29 protein-coding genes are annotated in these 21269 nt (G+C 37.5%); 18 read left to right on the top strand and 11 right to left on the bottom strand.

The window, feature by feature from the left end; translation table 11 throughout:
* Positions 1 to 67 precede the first annotated feature (67 nt).
* The 4 genes from AC0JIQ_RS10890 to pabC form a co-directional block, all read right to left on the bottom strand.
* The gene (locus tag AC0JIQ_RS10890) at positions 68 to 508 is read right to left on the bottom strand and encodes a hypothetical protein (RefSeq protein WP_474201657.1); all 441 of its coding nucleotides are present in this window, start codon (positions 506 to 508) and stop codon (positions 68 to 70) included.
* Between the two features lie 70 nt (positions 509 to 578).
* Positions 579 to 1184: a dTMP kinase gene (tmk, locus tag AC0JIQ_RS10895; protein WP_474201658.1), complete on the bottom strand. Its 606-nt coding sequence runs from the start codon at positions 1182 to 1184 to the stop codon at positions 579 to 581.
* 8 nt (positions 1185 to 1192) lie between these two features.
* A complete protein-coding gene (mltG, locus tag AC0JIQ_RS10900) occupies positions 1193 to 2263 on the bottom strand; it encodes an endolytic transglycosylase MltG (protein ID WP_005215277.1) in 1071 nt (356 codons plus the stop codon).
* A 1-nt stretch (position 2264) separates the two neighbouring features.
* Positions 2265 to 3077, bottom strand: coding sequence for an aminodeoxychorismate lyase (gene pabC / locus AC0JIQ_RS10905; protein ID WP_474203254.1), 813 nt, complete (start codon positions 3075 to 3077; stop codon positions 2265 to 2267).
* Between the two features lie 404 nt (positions 3078 to 3481).
* On the opposite strand from pabC, the gene AC0JIQ_RS10910 reads away from it, so the two are divergent.
* From AC0JIQ_RS10910 to AC0JIQ_RS10935, 6 genes are all read left to right on the top strand, one after another.
* Entirely contained in the window at positions 3482 to 4489 is a 1008-nt protein-coding gene (locus tag AC0JIQ_RS10910) for a sulfate ABC transporter substrate-binding protein (protein WP_288402721.1), read from the top strand.
* Between the two features lie 34 nt (positions 4490 to 4523).
* Positions 4524 to 5126: an RBBP9/YdeN family alpha/beta hydrolase gene (locus AC0JIQ_RS10915; RefSeq protein WP_087546814.1), complete on the top strand. Its 603-nt coding sequence runs from the start codon at positions 4524 to 4526 to the stop codon at positions 5124 to 5126.
* A 78-nt stretch (positions 5127 to 5204) separates the two neighbouring features.
* Positions 5205 to 6038, top strand: a complete 834-nt coding sequence (gene cysT, locus AC0JIQ_RS10920; RefSeq protein ID WP_005215272.1) for a sulfate ABC transporter permease subunit CysT — start codon at positions 5205 to 5207, stop codon at positions 6036 to 6038.
* The gene (gene cysW / locus AC0JIQ_RS10925) at positions 6035 to 6919 is read left to right on the top strand and encodes a sulfate ABC transporter permease subunit CysW (protein WP_050041906.1); all 885 of its coding nucleotides are present in this window, start codon (positions 6035 to 6037) and stop codon (positions 6917 to 6919) included. Before cysT ends, cysW begins: the two co-directional genes overlap by 4 nt.
* Before the next feature lie 11 nt (positions 6920 to 6930).
* Positions 6931 to 8001, top strand: a complete 1071-nt coding sequence (locus tag AC0JIQ_RS10930) for a sulfate/molybdate ABC transporter ATP-binding protein (protein WP_005215270.1) — start codon at positions 6931 to 6933, stop codon at positions 7999 to 8001.
* Between the two features lie 65 nt (positions 8002 to 8066).
* Complete coding sequence (locus AC0JIQ_RS10935; RefSeq protein WP_004661220.1) at positions 8067 to 8990, top strand: CysB family HTH-type transcriptional regulator; 924 nt, start codon at positions 8067 to 8069, stop codon at positions 8988 to 8990.
* Between the two features lie 107 nt (positions 8991 to 9097).
* On the opposite strand, the gene carO is transcribed toward AC0JIQ_RS10935, so the two are convergent.
* Positions 9098 to 9853 carry an ornithine uptake porin CarO type 5 gene (gene carO, locus AC0JIQ_RS10940; protein WP_005215268.1) on the bottom strand — a complete coding sequence of 252 codons (756 nt, stop codon included), beginning with the start codon at positions 9851 to 9853 and terminating at the stop codon, positions 9098 to 9100.
* A gap of 290 nt (positions 9854 to 10143) precedes the next feature.
* Between carO and dapD the strand changes: the two genes are divergently transcribed.
* The 8 genes from dapD (at position 10144) to AC0JIQ_RS10980 (ending at position 15315) form a co-directional block, all read left to right on the top strand.
* A complete protein-coding gene (gene dapD, locus AC0JIQ_RS10945; protein WP_004661218.1) occupies positions 10144 to 10965 on the top strand; it encodes a 2,3,4,5-tetrahydropyridine-2,6-dicarboxylate N-succinyltransferase in 822 nt (273 codons plus the stop codon).
* 117 nt (positions 10966 to 11082) lie between these two features.
* Positions 11083 to 11793: a 7-carboxy-7-deazaguanine synthase QueE gene (gene queE / locus AC0JIQ_RS10950; RefSeq protein WP_474201659.1), complete on the top strand. Its 711-nt coding sequence runs from the start codon at positions 11083 to 11085 to the stop codon at positions 11791 to 11793.
* A 76-nt stretch (positions 11794 to 11869) separates the two neighbouring features.
* Entirely contained in the window at positions 11870 to 12538 is a 669-nt protein-coding gene (gene queC / locus AC0JIQ_RS10955) for a 7-cyano-7-deazaguanine synthase QueC (protein ID WP_474203255.1), read from the top strand.
* A 30-nt stretch (positions 12539 to 12568) separates the two neighbouring features.
* Positions 12569 to 12988 carry a hypothetical protein gene (locus AC0JIQ_RS10960; RefSeq protein ID WP_241307277.1) on the top strand — a complete coding sequence of 140 codons (420 nt, stop codon included), beginning with the start codon at positions 12569 to 12571 and terminating at the stop codon, positions 12986 to 12988.
* A gap of 92 nt (positions 12989 to 13080) precedes the next feature.
* Positions 13081 to 13767, top strand: coding sequence for a Dph6-related ATP pyrophosphatase (locus tag AC0JIQ_RS10965; protein WP_474203256.1), 687 nt, complete (start codon positions 13081 to 13083; stop codon positions 13765 to 13767).
* Between the two features lie 19 nt (positions 13768 to 13786).
* Positions 13787 to 14251: a peroxiredoxin gene (locus AC0JIQ_RS10970; RefSeq protein WP_474201660.1), complete on the top strand. Its 465-nt coding sequence runs from the start codon at positions 13787 to 13789 to the stop codon at positions 14249 to 14251.
* Between the two features lie 113 nt (positions 14252 to 14364).
* Positions 14365 to 14940 carry a CAP domain-containing protein gene (locus AC0JIQ_RS10975; protein ID WP_346511080.1) on the top strand — a complete coding sequence of 192 codons (576 nt, stop codon included), beginning with the start codon at positions 14365 to 14367 and terminating at the stop codon, positions 14938 to 14940.
* A 12-nt stretch (positions 14941 to 14952) separates the two neighbouring features.
* Positions 14953 to 15315, top strand: coding sequence for a glyoxalase superfamily protein (locus AC0JIQ_RS10980; RefSeq protein WP_474201661.1), 363 nt, complete (start codon positions 14953 to 14955; stop codon positions 15313 to 15315).
* On the opposite strand, the gene AC0JIQ_RS10985 is transcribed toward AC0JIQ_RS10980, so the two are convergent.
* From AC0JIQ_RS10985 to gstA, 3 genes are read right to left on the bottom strand one after another with little or no spacing between them, the layout of a single operon-like run.
* Positions 15316 to 15696 carry a nuclear transport factor 2 family protein gene (locus AC0JIQ_RS10985; protein ID WP_474201662.1) on the bottom strand — a complete coding sequence of 127 codons (381 nt, stop codon included), beginning with the start codon at positions 15694 to 15696 and terminating at the stop codon, positions 15316 to 15318.
* Between the two features lie 10 nt (positions 15697 to 15706).
* The gene (locus tag AC0JIQ_RS10990; protein WP_474201663.1) at positions 15707 to 15910 is read right to left on the bottom strand and encodes a tautomerase family protein; all 204 of its coding nucleotides are present in this window, start codon (positions 15908 to 15910) and stop codon (positions 15707 to 15709) included.
* 37 nt (positions 15911 to 15947) lie between these two features.
* Positions 15948 to 16550: a glutathione transferase GstA gene (gene gstA, locus AC0JIQ_RS10995; protein ID WP_474201664.1), complete on the bottom strand. Its 603-nt coding sequence runs from the start codon at positions 16548 to 16550 to the stop codon at positions 15948 to 15950.
* Between the two features lie 98 nt (positions 16551 to 16648).
* Between gstA and AC0JIQ_RS11000 the strand changes: the two genes are divergently transcribed.
* A complete protein-coding gene (locus AC0JIQ_RS11000) occupies positions 16649 to 17560 on the top strand; it encodes a LysR family transcriptional regulator (protein ID WP_474201665.1) in 912 nt (303 codons plus the stop codon).
* On the opposite strand, the gene AC0JIQ_RS11005 is transcribed toward AC0JIQ_RS11000, so the two are convergent.
* Positions 17557 to 18132, bottom strand: a complete 576-nt coding sequence (locus AC0JIQ_RS11005; protein ID WP_474201666.1) for a nicotinate-nicotinamide nucleotide adenylyltransferase — start codon at positions 18130 to 18132, stop codon at positions 17557 to 17559. The two genes, AC0JIQ_RS11000 and AC0JIQ_RS11005, sit on opposite strands and share 4 nt — an antisense overlap.
* Before the next feature lie 109 nt (positions 18133 to 18241).
* Here AC0JIQ_RS11005 and AC0JIQ_RS11010 point away from each other — a divergent pair, with 109 nt between their 5' ends.
* Positions 18242 to 19042 (top strand): enoyl-CoA hydratase-related protein, encoded by an 801-nt coding sequence (locus AC0JIQ_RS11010; protein ID WP_474201667.1) that lies wholly within the window; start codon positions 18242 to 18244, stop codon positions 19040 to 19042.
* Between the two features lie 101 nt (positions 19043 to 19143).
* Entirely contained in the window at positions 19144 to 19905 is a 762-nt protein-coding gene (locus AC0JIQ_RS11015; protein ID WP_474201668.1) for a nitroreductase family protein, read from the top strand.
* A 1-nt stretch (position 19906) separates the two neighbouring features.
* Here AC0JIQ_RS11015 and AC0JIQ_RS11020 read toward each other — a convergent pair whose 3' ends face one another.
* Together AC0JIQ_RS11020 and AC0JIQ_RS11025 are read right to left on the bottom strand one after the other, a co-directional pair.
* Positions 19907 to 20221, bottom strand: coding sequence for an NGG1p interacting factor NIF3 (locus AC0JIQ_RS11020; RefSeq protein ID WP_474201669.1), 315 nt, complete (start codon positions 20219 to 20221; stop codon positions 19907 to 19909).
* A 64-nt stretch (positions 20222 to 20285) separates the two neighbouring features.
* Positions 20286 to 20417, bottom strand: coding sequence for a KGW motif small protein (locus tag AC0JIQ_RS11025; RefSeq protein ID WP_474201670.1), 132 nt, complete (start codon positions 20415 to 20417; stop codon positions 20286 to 20288).
* 114 nt (positions 20418 to 20531) lie between these two features.
* Here AC0JIQ_RS11025 and AC0JIQ_RS11030 point away from each other — a divergent pair, with 114 nt between their 5' ends.
* Complete coding sequence (locus AC0JIQ_RS11030) at positions 20532 to 21200, top strand: 2OG-Fe(II) oxygenase (protein WP_474201671.1); 669 nt, start codon at positions 20532 to 20534, stop codon at positions 21198 to 21200.
* Positions 21201 to 21269 lie beyond the last annotated feature (69 nt).

Raw genomic sequence — 21269 nt, forward strand, 5'->3', positions numbered from 1 at the left:
GGCTAGTATTACTAGATAATATGACCCCAGCAAAATCGTACACAATAAAATTTAGTAATAAAACATCCTAACCAAAATCTATTGAGTCATAATACCCTTGTTTAAAAACAATAAATGACTTTATTGGATGCATATATTCTTCTTCATAAAATGGTTCATAAACTCCCACGCCCAATTTAAAAGAAATTAACCCATCCGCATCAATCATCACATCTTGATCTAATTTTTTTATTAAGGCATAAACTTCAGAAGCTGTTATGCTAAAAACATCTAGCCCATTTAATACAACACAAGCAGGTTCACTAAATTCTAATGCTTCAACTTTATCACTAGAATCATAAGAAATATTAAGACCCATATCATCATAACCATCTATAGGGGACTCTGAATAAGAATTTCTTCTAAATATTCTATATTCATAATTCAAAAGAGTATTTCTTACACCCTCTCTAGACATTCCAAATTTAATTGAATTAACGCCAACATATGAATTCACTTCAAATATCATTATTGAATCCTTGTTATTTTAATAAAATATACATAAAACAAAACTAATCATAATAAATATAAAACAGCTCCTAGAACTGTTTTACATAATTCAACGCTTCTTCAAACACAATATCCGCATTCTGTGTTGCATCCAAACGCTTGATCCGTTCAGGCTCTGCTTGCCACAAGGTCTCATAACCCGCACGCACTTTAGCAAAGAAACTCAACTTCTCTTGCTCAAAACGATCCAGTGCACCACGCTCTCGCGCACGAGTCATTCCCAACTCAATCGGCGCATCCAACCAAAAGGTAATATTCGGCATTTTCACCACAAAAGTTTGATTTAATAATTGCAACTTTTCCTGACTTAAACCACGTCCAGAACATTGATATGCATAGCTGGCATCAGTAAAACGATCACTTAAAACGATCTTACCTGCATTTAAAGCAGGGATAATGACTTGTTGTAAATGTTGCGCACGTGCTGCATAAATCAATAATAGCTCAGTATCATGACTCATTTGTTCTTCGTGATTCACCGCTAATAATAAAGAGCGAATCTGTTCAGCTAACGGCGTTCCACCCGGTTCACGCGTCAAAACGACTTCTTTACCTTGCTGTTCAAAGTACTGATGAATTTTACGGATGAGTGTCGTCTTACCTACACCTTCCGTACCTTCAAAACTAATAAACATCATTCATCCTACTTTTGCTTTGCGCGTAACGCAGTTAAATATTCTTGAACTGCACGATTATGATCTTCTAAAGAAGCTGTAAATTTATGCCCACCATTACCTGTAGCAACAAAGTAAATATTTTTAGCATCGTCTGGATGCATTGCTGCTTCAATCGCTTTTTTACTTGGCAATGCAATCGGAGTTGGCGGCAAACCATTGATCGTGTATGTATTATAAGGCGTTGGTGTCCGTAAATCATTGCGAGTGATATTGCCCTTATAATTATCCCCCATACCATAAATTACAGTTGGATCAGTTTGTAAGCGCATACCTATTTTTAAACGACGTACAAATACACCTGAAACTTGTTCTAGTTCACTATCTAAACTGGTTTCTTTTTCAATAATCGAAGCCATGATTAAAGCTTGATATTTATCGTTATAAGGTAAGTTCGGTGCTTTTTTTGCCCAAGCTTCATCTAATGATTTCATTTGGCGACGATATAAATCCGTTAAGATTTTTTTATCTGTTTCACCCTTGGCAAAGAAATAAGTATCTGGTGCAAATAAACCCTCAGGGTGTGAATAAGGAATATCTAAAGCTTTTAATAATTGGTCTTGTGGTAGATCTAAAATAGTCTTGCTAACATTCGGGTCTTTCTTTAAATTTTGTAGCAATTGTTTAAAAGTTGTCCCTTCAATCACCAAAATACGATTCATTTGTGCATTTTCAGCGTCAGACAACATATCCAGTACTTGACGAACACTCATCCCTTTATTGATTTCATACACACCAGCTTTCAAACTGTCATGAATCATAAATTTTTGATAAATCTTTAAAATAATAGGGAAATTAACTTTGTTTTCTTTGGCTAGATGATCAATAAATTTTGAGTAAGTATCTCCCGAAGAAATGACTAGAACCTGCTTTTTCCCTTCGACTGGATAGTTCTTAAATAAGCTTGCCCAAAGCACACCGAATACGAGCAAAAGAAAGACGACGATTACAATCAATAAGGCTTTAATAGAAAACTTAGACTTCGGTTGAGCTTTTGGCTTTTTCTTTGTTTTGGCTGGAGTCGTTGGTGGCTTTGGCATATTAATCAATCTGGCTAAGTTTCAATGTTTCAAATAAATCAAGGTAGGGTTGCTGCTCAAAAGCCCGACCATTAAATCGAATAACCGCTTTCATCGGATGTAAAGCGTTGCAGAAAAATAGACTTTGAATACGTTCAATATCATTAATCTCTACACAACCTTGTTCACATTCAATATTCTGTTGCTTCATACGAGATAGAATCTTGGCTCGCATGACGCCATGAACGCCATTATAACGAAGTTCTGGTGTAATCCATCGGTCATTTATACGAATAAAACAATTACTGCTCACCCCTTCTACAATATAACCTTGTACATCGGTTACCAATGCTTCAAGCCACCCCACATGGTCAGCCTCCTGCTTTAATAACACTTGTTCTAAACGGTTTAATGTTTTTAAACCCACTAAATGGGGCATGTTCAAACCTAGAGCATGATTCAGCACCCCACTCTCAATCCACTCTGGTTGAAAAACTTGCATGACTTTAGGGTAATACCAAACATAAACATCAGCAGCATGTAGCGGCAGACTGTATCCTCGATCTCCCTCGCCCCGACTAATCACGATTTTTAAAGTGCCATTCAATGTAAAATGCTGTTGTTGTAGTTGTGCTAAGGATCTATCTACGACCGATAAATCCACATCAAGATTTAATCTTTGGCAAGCCAATGCCAAACGAGCAAAGTGTAATTGTTTTAGTTCAAACGTATCTTGAAAAATTCGCGCAGTGGTAAAGCAACCATCTCCATAATGAAAGGCTCGATCTAACAATGGAATCGAATCAATCATTTGTCCATTTTTATAACACTGCATGATCAAAAATTCAGTCTCAAACATATCGTCATCATACCCTGAAACCTAAGTTTGGCAAAAGCATGTACACAGTCCATGCCTAATTAATCATGATCTAGAATCCTATCGTTTATTAACAACTCGAATTAGCACGGTCTCTCTAAATATATTCAGGCTTAATCTGCCGAAAATCATTTTTAGATAAACATTCAACATGAATCAAAGTCAACTTTTTGTTTTATAGCTATATACAAAATGATTATCAGAAATTAAGCATAGGTTATCTCTTTTTTATATTTCTTTTTTACTCATATCAAATTCGATTTTAATTATTTTTTTTGCAAAAAAACTGGCGCTATGCTGCATCCATATTCCAAACAATGATTGAAGATCTGCTGATAACAGATCGATTTAAGGGGTTTTTCATGCGTTTTTCTCAAGTTAAAGTCGGTGTTATTGCCGCATTACTTTCAGTTTCTTCATTTGCGGCACAAGAATTTTTAAATGTGTCTTATGACCCAACTCGTGAGCTATATACAGATTTTAATAAGCAATTCGGTACATTCTGGAAACAGCGTACAGGACAAGATATTGAATTTAAGCAATCTCATGGTGGTTCAGGTAAACAAGCGCGTGCCGTTATTGATGGTCTAAATGCTGATGTCGTAACACTAGCACTTGCTGCGGATATTGATGAAATCGCTGAAAATGCAAAATTACTTCCAGCTGATTGGCAGAAGAAACTACCAAATAACTCTACTCCTTACACCTCAACGATTGTTTTCCTTGTGCGTAAAGGCAACCCAAAACAAATTAAAGATTGGGGTGATCTGGTTAAACCAGGTGTAGAAATTATTACACCAAATCCAAAAACATCAGGTGGCGCACGTTGGAACTACTTAGGTGCTTGGGCATGGGCAAAACACCAAAAAGGTGGTAACGATACTAAGGCACAAGAATTTGTTCGCCAAATTTACAAACAAACTAAAGTACTTGATTCAGGTGCACGTGGCGCAACCACTACATTTGCTGAACGCGGTATCGGTGATGTTTTACTGGCTTGGGAAAATGAAGCATTCCTAGCAGTACGTGAACAACCAGGTAAATTTGAGATCGTTACACCGTCACTTTCAATTCTGGCTGAACCTCCTGTGGCGGTTGTAGAAAAAAATGCTGAGAAAAAAGGTAATTTACAAATCGCTCGTGGTTATTTGAACTACTTATATTCTCCAGCGGGTCAGGAAATTGCAGCACGTAACTTCTATCGTCCTCGCAACGCAGCTGTTTTAAAGAAATATAGCACCACTTTTAAACCTCTTAAGCTTGTCACGATCGATAAAGAGTTTGGTGGTTGGACAAAAGTACAAAAAACTCATTTTGATAATGGCGGTATTTTCGATCAAATCGTCAAGATCAACAGCACCACAAAATAATTTACTAATTAGGTAAATAATAAGGAGAGCGGACATGATTCATACCGTAATTGTTCCTGGTGTTGGTGGTAGCGAAGCTCAACATTGGCAATCTTGGTTACAACAACAACTCGTGTCTAGCTCTCGCGTTCAACAGAAACATTGGGACCGACCCGTTTTAAACGAATGGGTTGCTCAATTTGTTAAAACCGTTGCAACTATAGAAGCACCAATACAAATTGTTGCTCATAGCTTTGGCTGTTTAACCAGTGTTGCTGCTTTAGCTGAACATCCAGAGTTACAAACAAAAGTAAAAAAATTAATTTTGGTTGCACCTGCAAATCCTGCACGGTTTGGCGAAGCGGGCTTTGCTCGTCACAGCTTGACTGATTACAAACAGTATTTTCATCAGCTTAATATTGATGTGCCAACCACCTTATTAATCAGTGAAAATGATCCTTGGTTAGGTTATTTCGATGCTTTACAACTGGCTCAAGCTTGGAAACTGACACCAATCAATTTGGGGCAAGTAGGTCACATCAATGTGGCATCTGGATTTGGCCCTTTTCCAGACATCCTTAATTACATGTTGCCTGAAGAAAAACTGCAACCTGTAACTCGAATGAGTCAGGCAAATTTTAATTTGAAATTTGCCTAGATTCCGCTCTCAGTATTTTTTGGTTTTAGTGTTATTTATTTGCTGGTTTTAGCAAATATTTCTCTTTGAGGAAATATCATGTCGCAGCGTTCCCGAGTGCTGCCTGGGTTTGGTCTGTCTTTGGGCTTCACCCTCGCTTATGTATCTTTTATCGTACTTATTCCTTTATCAGCTGTATTTATCAAATCTTTAGGGATTGGATGGGATGGATTATGGGAAATTCTTACTTCAGAACGAATTTTAAAATCGTTACAACTCAGCTTTAGTGCTGCATTGATCGCTTCTTTAGTCAATGTAATCTTTGGCATACTGCTGGCTTGGTGCTTGGTTCGTTATAATTTCCCAGGTAAAAGAATCGTCGATGCTTTGGTCGATTTACCTTTTGCTTTGCCTACCGCAGTTGCAGGGATTGCATTAACCTCGTTATATGCACCTACAGGTTGGATTGGTCAATATCTTGAACCTCTGGGAATTCAAGTGGCGTACACTCCGATTGGTATTACCCTTGCATTAATTTTTATTGGTTTACCGTTTGTAGTACGTACCGTGCAACCTGTTTTGAGTGACATTGAAACTGAACTTGAAGAAGCAGCTTCTGCACTCGGTGCAAATCGTTGGCAGACAATTACTAAAATCATTTTACCCATCCTATTCCCTGCACTATTAACTGGATTTGCTTTGGCATTTGCCCGCGGTGTTGGTGAATATGGTTCTGTTATTTTTATTGCAGGGAATCAACCCTATAAGACCGAAATTGCCCCCCTCATGATCATCTCTCGTTTAGAGGAATATGATTATGCTGGAGCGACTACGATTGCTGTCGTCATGCTTGTTCTCTCTTTTGCCATTTTATTTTTAATTAATTTAGTACAAGCATGGGCGAGTCGTCGTACAGGGAGAACTGCACAATGAGTTTAAATACCAATAGCAATGCTTTAGCCATAAAGTTGCAGTCTCGTGATTCAACCCGTGAACCAACATGGGTCCGTTATACATTAATTAGTATTGCACTGATTTTCTTCTTAAGTTGCTTAATACTACCGCTCATTTTGGTTTTTGTTGAAGCATTTAAACAAGGTCTTTCAGTTTACATCAATGCTTTAACTGATTCTGACACACTGTCGGCAGTCAAACTAACCTTACTGACAGCAGCGATTGCTGTACCGATTAATGTAGTTTTTGGTGTCGCGGCTGCTTGGGCTGTAGCTAAATTTCAATTCCGTGGCAAAGCTATCCTAACCACCATTATTGATATGCCATTTTCAGTCTCCCCTGTAATTGCAGGTTTAATGTTGGTTCTAATTTTTGGTTCACAAGGTTGGGTTGGCGGTTGGTTAATGGATCACGATATTAAAATCCTGTATGCCGTACCTGCCATTGTTTTAGCCACAATTTTTATTACTGTTCCTTTTGTTGCTCGTGAATTAATTCCACTCATGGAAGCACAAGGGACCGAAGAAGAAGAAGCTGCGATTGTACTCGGTGCTTCAGGTTGGCAAACCTTTTGGAAAGTGACCCTACCAAATATTAAATGGGGTTTGATTTACGGTGTGATTCTGTGTAATGCCCGTGCAATGGGAGAATTTGGTGCGGTGTCTGTGGTTTCAGGACACATCCGCGGTGAAACCAACACGTTACCTTTACACGTCGAGATTCTTTATAACGAATATACCTTTAGTGCTGCATTTGCTGTGTCTTCGTTACTGGCATTTTTAGCGATTATCACATTGATCTTGAAAACTTGGTTAGAAATACGCCAAGACCAAGCAAATGAACATCAACCGAATCACTAAGGAATGAACACATGAGTATTCAAGTTAAAAATATTGAAAAACACTTCGGTGCATTCCATGCACTCAAAAATATCTCTTTAGACTTTCCTGAAGGTGAATTAGTTGCTTTGCTTGGTCCTTCAGGCTGTGGAAAAACAACATTATTACGCATCATTGCGGGTTTAGAATCTGCTGATAATGGTCAAGTTTTACTTGAAGGCGAAGATGCGACCAATATCCATGTTCGTGAACGTCAAGTCGGTTTTGTATTTCAGCACTATGCCTTATTCCGCCATATGACTGTGTTTGATAATATCGCTTTTGGTTTGCGCGTTCGCCCACGTGCAACTCGTCCATCAGAAGCAGAAATTAAAAAACGTGTCACGCGCTTATTAGATTTGGTTCAACTGGGTTTCTTAGCTGATCGTTACCCTGCTCAACTTTCAGGTGGACAACGTCAACGTATTGCACTAGCACGCGCCCTTGCAGTAGAACCACGTGTTTTATTACTTGATGAGCCTTTCGGTGCACTTGATGCCAAAGTTCGTAAAGAATTACGCCGTTGGTTACGAACCTTACATGATGAACTACATATCACATCTATTTTTGTTACACATGACCAAGAAGAGGCTTTGGAAGTCGCAGACCAAATTATTGTCATGAATAAAGGTGATGTTGAACAAATTGGTTCACCTCGTGAAGTTTATGAAAAACCAGCAACACCGTTTGTTTTTGATTTCTTAGGTCAAGCAAATCGTTTTGAAGGCGAACATACTAGCGGTATCATCCGCATTGGTGATGATCGAATCCAACTACCAACCTCATTAGAAGCACCGCAAGGAAAAGTGATTGCATTTGCACGACCAAATGAATTACATATTCATACCCGTCCCCAAGCGAATACGATTGAGGCAACGTTTATACGTGAGGTCTGGATTGCGGGCAAAGTGATTGCGGAATTACAAGATCGCAGTGGACGTACCATTGAGATTTTACTTAGTGTAGAGGAAGCAAATTTACATCAATTTAGACCGAATCAAACAGTCTGGATTAGTGCTGCTCAACTTCATTTATTTGCAGACCAAACGACTCAAGTTGCTTAGAATAATATCTTGAGGGCGGTTAAATAAATTTGATCGTTCCTCATCTTTTATGTGGAAAAATTATTATGAACTTTCAACAACTCAGAATTATTCGAGAAACTGTTCGCCAAAACTTTAATTTAACTGAAGCTTCTGCGGCACTTTATACCTCCCAATCTGGTGTCAGTAAGCACATTAAAGATTTAGAAGATGAGTTAGGTGTACAACTCTTTGTACGTAAAGGTAAACGCTTACTCGGTTTGACTGAACCAGGTCAATCGTTATTAAGCATCGTGGAACGGATGTTAGTCGATGCTGATAATATTAAACGTCTTGCTGATGACTTTAATAAAGTTGATGAAGGCACTTTAACAATTGCAACAACACATACCCAAGCACGGTATGTTCTTCCACCGATTGTGAATCAATTTAAAAAATTATTTCCAAAAGTACATTTGGTTTTACAACAAGCGAGTCCTGTTGAAATCGCAGAAATGCTACTCCAAGGTGAAGCAGATATTGGTATCGCAACTGAATCTTTGACGACGGAAGAGAACTTAGCAAGCGTACCTTATTATGAATGGCATCATAGTATCATTACACCTAAAGATCACCCTTTGACTAAGTTAGATAAAATTAGTTTAGATGTATTAGCCGAATATCCATTGATTACATATCATGGCGGCTTTACTGGGCGTTCTAAAATCGATAAAGCATTTGAAGATGCTCATCTACATGCTGATATCGTGATGTCCGCTTTGGATGCCGATGTCATTAAAACTTATGTAGAACTCAATATGGGGGTTGGTATTGTCAATGATGTCGCTTATGACACAGACAAAGATTATCGCTTAGAACAATTAAAAACTGATGTTTTTGGAGTGAATACAACATGGATTGCTGTGCGTAAAGGGCATCTTTTACGTGGCTATGGTTATGAATTTATTTCTTTATGTTCTCCAAAAACAAACATCAAAGAACTTAAAAAAGTGGCTTATCCCGAAGAATAAATCAAAAAAATGAATGGCTTTACTACTATTAGCCATTTATTTTGACCTAAAATTTGAGCATAAAAAAACGAGCTTAAAGCTCGTTTTTTTTATGCAGAATTCGTGGATTAGAACTTAAAGCTCACACCCACTTTAGCCACTGGCATCCACTCATACTTACTTTTGTTTTCAATATTACGTTGCTCTTTTTCAACAGCACTTTCTAATGTATTACCATTGCTACCAATGATTTGATCATCACCAGATGTTTTTAAGCTAACTGTTGGATTGCCTGTGTAATAAGCACCTACCTCACCAAATAAACCAATATTTTTATATACTGGTGCATTTAAACCAAAGCCTAAATATGGTGAGATATTATTATCGTAGTTCATCGTACCATCAATTTTGGCGCTTTGAGTAGAAGTTGTAGTGAATCGCTCACCATTAACTTTTACTAAACTATTGCTACCAACATTTTTTGTCAAACCATATTCATTATCCAAGTAAGCAACACCAGCAGCTACATAAAGTGAACGTGCGAATGCATTTTGACTAGCACCCCAGGGATAAATCTCTGCATTAAGATATGTGTTGTTGTTATCCATATCCATATCATATTTGGTACCGTCAATTTTCAAATTGTCAGACCATGAAATATCACCACCATTGTAACCAAGGCTTAAACCTACATATGGATTAACACGATAAGAAATCGCACCACCATAACCTGTAGTACCGACCTCAGCACGAACTGAGACTGGATTTAAATAAGAAGGGAATGCATAAACTGATTCCTTCACAACTTGCTCATCAGCTGCAAATGTAGAACCTGCAATTGCTGTTAAAACACTCGCTGCTAACACAACACGCAAAGCTTTCATTGATGTCTCCTCAAAAACTACTCTTTTACATATAATTGTTTGTGTAATCACATCTTAATAGAGTGAACGCTATTTTTTTATACAGAAACTGATTACTTTTTGTTATTTTTTGATACAAATTCAGAGTAATTGTGTATTCATAAATTATGGATAAAAAACAATACACTCCGAGTTTATTACAATCTTATTGCTTATATTTAAAACAATTTATTGTAACGACTTTTTTCAAAGATTCTTGTGTCAAATTAGTGTAAAATCTCGGAAATTTATTTTTTGGAAGAATGAAGATCATGTCTCAGCTTTCTACAATCATTGAACAAGCCTTTGAAGACCGTGCAAACTACAGTGCAGCAGATTGCCCTACTGAAATTCGTCAAGCTGTTGAAGAAGCGCTAACAGGTTTAGACAATGGTACACTTCGTGTCGCTGAAAAAATCGATGGTGAGTGGGTTGTTCACCAATGGCTAAAAAAAGCGGTTTTACTTTCATTCAAACTGAATGACAACCAGCCAATCGAAGCATGTGATCTACAGTTTTATGACAAGGTTGCAACAAAATATTCAGGTTGGACTGAAGAACAATTTAAGGCTGCTGGTGTCCGTGTTGTACCACCTGCTGTTGCTCGTCGTGGTAGCTTCCAAGCGAAAAATGTCGTATTGATGCCATCGTATGTCAATATTGGTGCTTATGTAGATGAAGGTACCATGGTTGATACATGGGCAACTGTGGGTTCGTGTGCTCAAATCGGTAAAAACGTTCATTTATCTGGTGGTGTTGGTATCGGCGGTGTACTAGAACCATTACAAGCAAATCCAACGATTATTGAAGACAACTGCTTCATTGGTGCTCGTTCAGAAATCGTTGAAGGCGTGATTGTTGAAGAAGGTTCAGTGATTTCAATGGGTGTATTCATTGGTCAATCAACTAAAATCTTTGATCGTGAAACAGGTGAGATTCACTACGGTCGCGTACCAGCAGGTTCAGTCGTTGTTGCAGGTAGCCTTCCATCGAAATGTGGTACTTACAGCCTTTATGCTGCAATTATTGTGAAAAAAGTAGATGCGAAAACACGTGCAAAAACTAGCTTGAACGATTTATTACGTGCAGACTAATTTATAACGTTTCTCGGAGTTTCATTGCTCCTCGTCTCTACGATCAGCTATGGTCGTAGAGATTTTGTTTTTTATGTACTTGCTGCTTATGTAGCAATTGTCTTGTGGTAACTATTTATGGCTTCCTTACGTTCTTCTGCAATTCCTGTGTCTGATCCTGCGGCTGGTTTACGTATTACCGAGATCTTCTATTCTTTGCAAGGCGAAGCGAATACTTTTGGTTTACCGACCGTTTTTATTCGTTTAACGGGTTGTCCTTTACGTTGCAGTTATTGTGATACGACTTATTCCTTTGAAGGTGGTGAACGTTTATCCCTTGAACAGATTATCGAAACAGCAAGCCAACATAAAACACCTTATATCTGTGTGACAGGTGGCGAACCGCTTGCACAACCAAACTGTCTGATTTTATTACAACGTCTTTGTGATCTTGGATTTGAAGTTTCACTTGAAACCAGCGGTGCTTTAGATGTATCGAAAGTTGACCCTCGTGTTTCCAAAGTGTTGGATTTGAAAACACCAACGTCAAAAGAAGACCATCGTAATTTATTTACCAATATCGACTATTTAACTCAACACGATCAGATTAAATTTGTGATTTGTAATCGTGCTGACTATGAGTGGTCAAAACAGCAACTTGAACAATTCCAGTTGCACAATAAAGTAAGTACGGTATGGTTCTCACCAGCCTTTGCTATCGAAAAAGGTGCTGTTGGATTGCCTGTTTTGGCTCGCGATTTAGCACAGTGGATTTTAGATGACCATCTCCCTGTTCGCTTTCAATTACAGTTGCATAAACTGTTATGGAATGATGAATCTGGTCGTTAAAATACTAAACAATCCGTTCTGCAAAATAGATCGGCTTTTATCAAATTTATTTTTAGGTTGAATCATGGAAAATAATATGCGTTCTCGTGCCATCGTATTATTGTCTGGCGGCTTAGACTCAACAACGTGTCTTGCTTGGGCACAAGCAAATTATGATTGTATTGCATTAAGCTTTATGTATGGGCAACGCTCAACGACCGAACTTGATGCAGCCAAAGCACTTGCACAACGTGCAGGTGTAGAACATCGTGTAATTAATATTGATTTAGGCAATTTAGGCGGCTCTGCGCTTACAGATCATAACATTGATGTACCTGAACAATTACAAGAAGGGATTCCTGTAACTTATGTTCCAGCGCGTAACACCATTTTCCTTTCATATGCCCTTGCAGCAGCAGAAGTTTTTGACGCTCAAGCCATTGTGATTGGTATCAATGCTGTTGATTATTCAGGATATCCAGATTGTCGCCCAGAATTTATTGACGCTTTTGCCAATCTTGCACGTTTGGCAACAAAGGCAGGCGTGGAAGGAAAAACCCTTAAAATTGAAACACCTTTGTTACATTTATCCAAAGCGAATATTATACGCTTAGGCATCGAACATGGCGTAGACTATAGCCAAACAGTATCCTGCTATCAGGCAGATGCTCAAGGACGTGCGTGTGGCAAATGCGACAGTTGCCGTTTACGCCAACAAGGTTTTATCGAAGCAGGTATTGCGGACCCTACACGCTATACCGAATAGATGATATAGGGCAATCATTAGGTACAATATATGAAGTTTTTAAAATCAAATCTTATTCTTTCTACAATGATGTCAGCGGCTGCCCTACTTGCAACTGCAACTCATGCTGCAGATGAGAATCCACTCCAAGCTGTAGCTAAAAGTACCAATATAAAAGCAGCATTAATTAATGCATGCAAAGAGCAATATACCAAAACAGGTAAATTAACAGCGGCAGAAGTGAATAAGTTTTGTAGTTGTAATATTGAAGCCCAAGGTAAAGTAACAGAAGCTCAAAAATGGGAAATAAAAAGCGCAATCAATGCGAAGAAAAGTCCAAGTTCTTTAGCATTTGTACAGCAACAAAATAAAGAATTACAAGCTTGCTTAGGTGCACCACTGGTATCTAAACTTGAAAAGTTAACTGAAGAAGCGATGAAAGCAACTCAACAACAAGCACCAAAGTCTTAACTTTGAGTTAAGCCCCCACAGCCTGCATTGATGCAGGCTTTTTTATGAGTTCTGCTAAAATTTCTTTTATTTTGAATCGATTGAATTATATTATGCAAGACCAATGGAAAACTAATGCCAATCAAAGACACTCGATTGTCTCTTTTAGCGGTGGCAAAGACAGCTCCCTTGCTTTATACCATGCTATGCAATCTGGCAGTGTGATTGGACTAATTGTAATGCTAGAAGAACAAGGTCAACGCTCTCGTTCACACGCAATGCCACTCGATATTATTCAATCACAAGCAGATGCGATTGGTTTACCTGTATTTATGACTTCTTCAAGTTGGGCCGATTACGAAAGTAAATTTATTGAGCTTTTACAACAAGCGAAACAGCAAGGTGCTGAAGTGCTAGTCACAGGTGATTTAGATATGCCACAACATGGTTGTTGGCATGATCGTATAACTCAACATGTTGGGCTTAAATTGGGTATGCCCCTTTGGTTACGTCCTCACCGTGAAGTAGTTGAGGAGTTTATTCGCTTAGGATTTCGCAGTATCGTCGTGACAGTTAATCTTAAACTAGGCATGAAAGTAGAAGATCTGGGTAAAATTCTCACTCTCGACTATATTCAAGAATTAGAAAATCGCGGGATAGACCCATGTGGAGAAGGTGGTGAATTTCATACTACTGTTATAGATGGGCCAATTTTTAACAAAGCAATTCCTGTAAGACAAAGAGATATTGTTTATCATGAAGAATATGCTTTTTTACCACTTGAACTAGATCATGCTTAGCTTTATGGAAGGAATAAAAATGTCCGAGAATATTGAATTACCGAATCATACTTTTCCAACTACACAAGGTGAAGTCAATCTTGCTGAGTTAGGCAGCGAATGGCTTGTCATTTATTTCTATCCTAAAGATTCAACCCCTGGTTGTACGACTCAAGCTGTTGGATTTTCTTGCTTAAAAGATCAGTTTGATGCCTTAAATTGTCAAATTATTGGAGTATCAAGAGATTCAGTTAAAGCTCATCAAAACTTTACTGAAAAACAAGCGCTCACAATTGATTTAATTAGTGATAAAGAAGAAGTGTTATGCAAACATTTTGATGTCATCAAAGAAAAAAATATGTATGGCAAACAAGTCATGGGCATTGAACGTTCAACTTTTATTTTTCACAACAAACAATTAGTAAAAAGCTATCGTAAAGTTAAAGCTGCTGGTCATGCTGAACAAGTATTGGAAGATCTAAAAGTATTGCAAGGCACTTCATAATGTTGAGTAACAAAAAAGCGAGTTGTGTACTCGCTTTTTTGTTATGGGTAAATTGCCCGCTGCTTACACCTTAGCGTATGATAAAAAGATTAAAATAATTAAAGATATTTACAATGAATTATCGCAGCCCACTTTATTTGTTTCCTTTATTTTTTATACTCTCTGCTTGTAATGCTAATGCGCCACAAACCGCAACGACTGAAGAAAACTTAGTCTCTGTACCACAGATTCAAATTGCAACAACAGAAATCCGTTGCCAAGATATACAAAATCCTGCTTATCAACAAATGATCATGAATGCGATTAATGAGATTCGACAACATTCGCGCCAATGTGGTCAACAATATTTCCCCGCTGCTGCTCCATTAAAATGGAATCAACACCTATATCACAGTGCGTTTGCTCACGCTGAAGATATGGCAAATCATGCCTTTCTCGGGCATATCAGCACAACAGGATTAGATTTAAAAGCACGTTTAAAACAATATGGCTTCAAAGGTCGTGGTGGTGGTGAGAATGTCGCACGAGGACAAAAAAGCTTAAATGAAGTCATGGCAGTATGGCTTGCCAGCCCTGTGCATTGTAGTAATTTAATGCACCCAAAATTTACAGATTACGCAGTGGCTTGTACATTAGATCATACCGCCAAACAAAAGAGTTACTGGACTCAACAGTTTGGTGTTCGTTAATAAGGAATAAACATGCAAAATGGTTCAATCATCCCTATTTTTCGTATCTTTGATATTGAACTCGCACAATCATTTTATCTTGACTACCTAGGCTTTCAAATCGACTGGCAACACACATTTGGGGATAACTTCCCTGTTTATCTACAAATTTCCAAAGATGATTGTATTCTTCATTTATCTGAACATTTTGGTGATGCGAGTCCGCATAGCGCAATTCGTATTTACTGGGAAAATCTGAGTTTGTTAAAATATGAACTTGAGGTTAAGGATTATAAGTTCGCTAAACCTCAAGTTGAAAAAACAGATTGGGAAACTTTAGAACTAAGTGTAACTGATCCCTTTTCCAATCGAATTATCTTTTGGGAAGATGCTTAATTAGTCCGCTAAAAGTTGATAATGAAAGACTTTAGAAATAATTTTCCACTCACCCTGCATTTGTACCAATGTCAGTGCATCATAAAAATATTTAGGTTCAATCACACATTCAACATGTACCATCGCTAACTGATCATGAATCAAATTGATCGCAATAACCTTATCTTGTCTTAATTGATTTTGAGATGCGGGTGAAATACGCTTTTCCACAATAGAGAAATAAGTATCCATATCTAACTTAAGCATAGGCTCATCCGTTGCGTTGATATAAATTGCATCGGAATGAAATACGTCCTGCAATTTATCAACATCACAAAAGTACAAACCATCAAAGTATTTTTCGAGTTGCTGCTGAATCTTAGTTATCGGATTATTTAGCATTTTATATCCCTCATCTTTGTCTGTTCCGTATTGCAGAAACAGATTCACCTGCAACGCCCCAATTATCAGTTTCAATTTCATCAATCACCACAAATGTAGTTGCAGGGTCTTTATCAAGCACCCGAACAACTAAATCTGTAGCTTCCTGAATCAACTGTTGTTTCTGTGCTGTAGAGACATTTTCTTTAGTGATTTGAATTAAAATATAAGGCATCGGGATCTCCTTTTATAATTTTATAAATAGCAAAATACTAAGATGCTTCGGCTGCTATCGCATCTTGAACTGTTTGACGACGAGCAATTCGCTGCATAAAAGCTTTTAAATGAATAAAATGCCCAAGATCAAGACCAATAAAGTCAGCCCAGCGTGTCACCACAAATAGATAAATATCAGCAATGGTAAAGTTACTTCCCGTTAAATAGTTTTGCCCATCTAACTGTTGATCAACCCACGCATAGTGTTTATTTAAAATCGTACTAAAGATAGTTTTAGATTCTTCGCCATAGGATTCATGGAAAAATGGTGAATATGCTTTATGAATTTCTGAAGCAATAAAATTCATCCATGAAAGAGTCTGATAACGCTCTACGGTGTTTATTTCAGCTAATAAATCCTTACGTCCCACTTGATCAACAAGAAACTGACTGATCACAGCACCTTCCGTTAAAAAAGAATCATCATCAAGCTGCAATAGAGGTACTTGTCCTTTTTTATTGAGTCGATAAAAGTCCTCACCCAGTTCAGTTAAATGCTGTTGCAAATCGACTTTGATTAATTCAAATGGAAGCCCAAGCTCTCTTAAAACAATATGAGGGGCTAAAGAACAAGCATTTAGTGAATAGAACAATTTCATAAAAATAACTCCATACAAGGTATGGGAATCATCTTATTGTTTACTTTTATGTGCTTAAATAGCTTACAACTCAAATCATTTTTTACATGGTGTAATGAATGAATCCCCCCCTAAAGCGGATGATGTTTAGTAGTGTCGAATTGTTTTGCTTAGTAGCAGAATATGAAAGCTTTTCCAAAGCAGCACTGCATGCGGGTGTAAGTCCAGCAGCGGTCAGTCGCTCCATTGCTCGATTAGAGAAGCATTTGGCGACCCCATTATTTGTAAGAACAACTCGACAAGTCCGTTTAACTGCGCAAGGAAAAATCTATTTTGATGAATGTAAACAAGCGCTGAATCAAATTTTAGAAGCAGAACAGCAACTCAAAAATCAAACACAACAACCCTCTGGTTTAATTCGTATCAGTGTTCCAACACCTTATGGACACTATCGCATCCTGCCTTTATTGGCAAAATTTTCACAGCAATATCCAAGCATCAAAGTAGATGTTCAACTCACCAATAAAAATGTGGACTTTATAGCAGAAGGATATGATCTGGCGATTCGTGGACGACAATTTGCTGATTCAAATTTGATTGCACGACAACTAGAACAGGCTGAACTGATTGTAGTGGCGTCGCCTGAGTATTTAAAACAATTCGGAACACCGCAAAGCCTTGAAGATTTACAGCATCATCAATGCATTCAATTTGTTCTACCCAGTACCGGGAAAAATGTTCCATGGCTATTTAAATCGAATCAACAGTTGATTGAGTATCAAAGTGCCGGAAATATTCGTTGCTTAGATGATATTTTAGGTACTGTTACACTGGCAAAACATAGCACTGGTTTATTACAGACCTATCGTTTCATTGTAGAAAAAGAGCTTAAAAATGGAGATTTGATTGAAGTCCTTACGGAATTTTCAGGCACTGCACGCCCATTTTCTTTACTTTATCCATCAAAAAAACACGAATCTTTCCATATTCGTGTTTTCATCGATTTTCTGCTTAAAGAACTAAAATCTTAAAAACATTCATCCAAATTACTTTTATCACCCGCAAAATATTTACGCTGCAACTCTGCATAAACTTCTGTATTTTTAAATTCAGTCAGAAATTCAATCGTGCCTTTTGGGAAAAAGTCAGTTTGAATTTCCCCTCGATAATAGGTTTCTCGCATAGGCGTAGCTGAAATCGAATCTTTTAAACTATCCAACTCAACCATTTCCCATTCTGGAAATAAAGCTAAATAATACGAAGATTCATCTTTGAAATGACCAATTAAACCTACTTTTGCATTTGGCTGAACTACTTGATTGACCAATGTTTTGACTTGTTTGACCCATTTTTCATCATTATATACATCAACCACATGCACGAAATGAATCCGTTTCTGATCATCTTCTGAAAAATTAGACAGAATCATTTGCTCACGTTCATGGGCTAAAAATGGATTTTTGATATTCCGTTCTGATTGCGCTGAACCCAATGCCAAGATCACGTTCTGACTTTGCTGTAACGCAATTTCAATCGTTTGTAGATGCGCTAAATGAAAGGGCTGAAAGCGTCCAATAAAAACAAGATAGTCAAATGTGTACATAGGCGTAATTTCACTTTTTGTGAACTCATCAGTTGCACTATGTAACGCAAATATGCGACATAATGAGAGCACTTAAAAAATCAATCTGGATTAAAGCAAGGATAGTACGATGACACTTAGCTGTATTCAACAACCTCATCAACATTTGCAAGCAAATTTAGAAGATGGCGTACTCACCTTAGCCATTAACCGTTCAGAAGCAAAAAATGCACTTTACGGCGAACTTTATCTATGGATTGCAAAAGCATTAGATGAAGCTGATACAAATAAAGATGTACGTGTTGTTATTTTCCGTGGTGCAGAACAAGATTTTACTGCGGGTAATGACATGAAAGACTTCATGGGCTTTATGCAAAAGCCATATGAAGGCAAAGCGGGTGATCAACCTCCATTTGTATTATTAAAAGCTGCGGCTCGTTTTTCTAAGCCACTGATTATTGGAGTGAAAGGCGTAGCGATCGGGATCGGTGTAACGATCTTATTACATGCTGATATCGTATTTGCAGACAATACTGCCCTATTCCAAATTCCATTCGTAAGCCTAGGTCTTTCTCCAGAAGGTGCTGCGAGTCGTTTATTGGTGAAGCAAGCAGGTTATCAAAAAGCGGCTGAATTATTATTCACAGCGAAGAAATTTGATGCTGCAACAGCTGTGAAAGCAAATCTAGTGAATGATGTAGTTGATGATGTTCATGCAACAGCTCAAAAAACAGCTCAACATTTAGCAGCATTACCTTTAGCATCTCTAAAACAAAGTAAAGCGTTAATGAAAAAAGACTTAGCTGAAATTATTGCTTGTGTCGATGAAGAAGCTGAAATCTTTATGCAGCGTGTACGCTCACCTGAAATGATGGAAGCTGTACAAGCATTTATGCAAAAACGTAAGCCTGACTTCTCACAGTTCAATTAATACATTTCACTGTTTTTATACAAACCACTTAGTCAAAACTGGGTGGTTTTTTTATTTAACGTCCCAATATTAACAACAAACTTATAGGAACATTTATTCTCATGTCTGAACAAAATCAAACCGAAAAAAAACGCTACTACGAACCTGCCCCTCAAGATATTGATGTTGCCAATTTCCGTAAAGTCATTGAAAGCCGTCGTTCAGTACGTAAGTTCACTGATAAACCTATTCCAAGTGAGATTTTAGATGAATGTTTAGATTTAGCACTGCTTGCACCCAACTCATCAAACTTACAACCTTGGACATTCTATGTAGTACAAAATCCGAGTAAGAAAAAGCAACTAGTCAAAGCGTGTTTAGGACAACTTGCCGCTAAAACTGCATCAGAATTGATCGTATGTGTCGCTAGAACAGATCGTGTTGATGAAATGGCAAAACTAAATATCACCGAGTTTCCTTTTCCAGAAGCACCACCAGCGGTTCAAAAGTATTACCGCTTTATTCCCTACAACTATAAAACAGGTTATTTCAATGCATTAGGTAACTTCAAAAAAGTTGCATTTAAAGTAGCCCGTACACTTGATAAACAACTTCCTGTGACTGCATTTAACCCTGCCGATGCCAAATTATGGGCAACTAAAACCACAGCGCTTGCTTGTGAAAACCTAGTATTGGCGCTACGTGCCTATGGTTTTGATAGTTGTATGATGGAAGGTTTTGATGAACCTTTAGTACGTAAAATTTTAAAGCTAAATGATCAACAATATCCTGTGATGGTGATTGGCGCAGGTGAACGCGCCGATGATGGCGTGTTCTTCCCACAATATCGTTTTGACCGTGATTTATTTATTCAAAAAGTTTAAATTATTCAATATCTAATATTTGGATAAACTCAAAGGCAGGCTCTTCATAAGGATGGCTTGCCTTTAATGCCTTCGCCACATCACTGGCTTTTTCTTCAGGCACAATGGTTTCTACACGCCACTCTTCAAGTTGCTCTAGTTCATCTAATTGCCCTAAAAATGGATTTGCACTTTTAACTGGCTTAAATTGCCCTATTCCTCTCACTTGCCAAGCACAATGTTCATAATTACCAATACCACCTGCTCCTGCTTCAAAAATAGCAAGTTTGGTTGACTCTAGATGAGAGTCTGGAACGTAATAAATAAGTTTTAGCATTATTGAAATGACTCAAACACTAGATGATCAGATCAGAAATCATAGCGCTAAAAAAGCCTAAAAATCAAAGTGAAATATTCATCACTAGGTAACTGACAATAATGAATACAACTTGGATGGCAACCGTTAAGCCAAACCAAAACCAACCTTTGTCTTTTGTATATAGTGTTCTTAGATAATTTTCACTTTTCATCATAGGGTGCTCCAAATTTTTAGTTTTCTACAGATTTAATAAAGCAAAAAATACACCACTTAAAAACATAGAAATAAAAATCATCATGGTGCTAAAATAACCACTTTCCAACTCAACATGATAGGTCTTCAAAATGGGATAACTTCCACCCAAACTCTTTTTCTACAACAAGAAAAACGAAAAATACATCAGAACTCACCTTTAATTTTTACTGTAGATGATGTCTTTTCAAATCAAGAATGTCTCTCATTCATCGAACTTAGTCATCAATATCATTATGAAACAGCAGATATATTCGTAAACTCAGCTCGTCACGTTCTTACTAATGTAAGAAATAATAAACGAGTCATTTATGATGATATTCAGCTTGCCGAAACACTATTTTCCAAACTCAAACATCTCTTGCCTGAGCAATTGAATGGTTGGACATTAAGTGGCTTAAATGAACGTTTTCGTTTTTATCGTTATGAAAATGGCGAAACATTTAGACCACATTGGGATGGGATTTATGAAGTGAATGATTGGCATAGTAGTCAACTGACTTTATTGATCTACCTAAGTGAAGATTTTACTGGTGGAGAAACGGTGTTTTACCGTGATAGTGGTATGCTGAAACCTTGTAAGGAAACTCAAATCGTGAGTGTTCAACCAAAACTTGGACAGATTCTAGTCTTTGAGCATCAACAATTGCATGAGGGAGCACCTGTGCTTTCAGGTCAGAAATATGTACTGCGTACCGATGTAATGTATAAACATCCGATGCTCTTAAAACATCAAGAATCTTAAATCAAATAAACTGATTTAGGTAAAAGCCATTTAATAATGGCTTTTATTTAAAATAATCAAAATATCTAT

Source organism: Acinetobacter sp. FB (assembly GCF_056033405.1).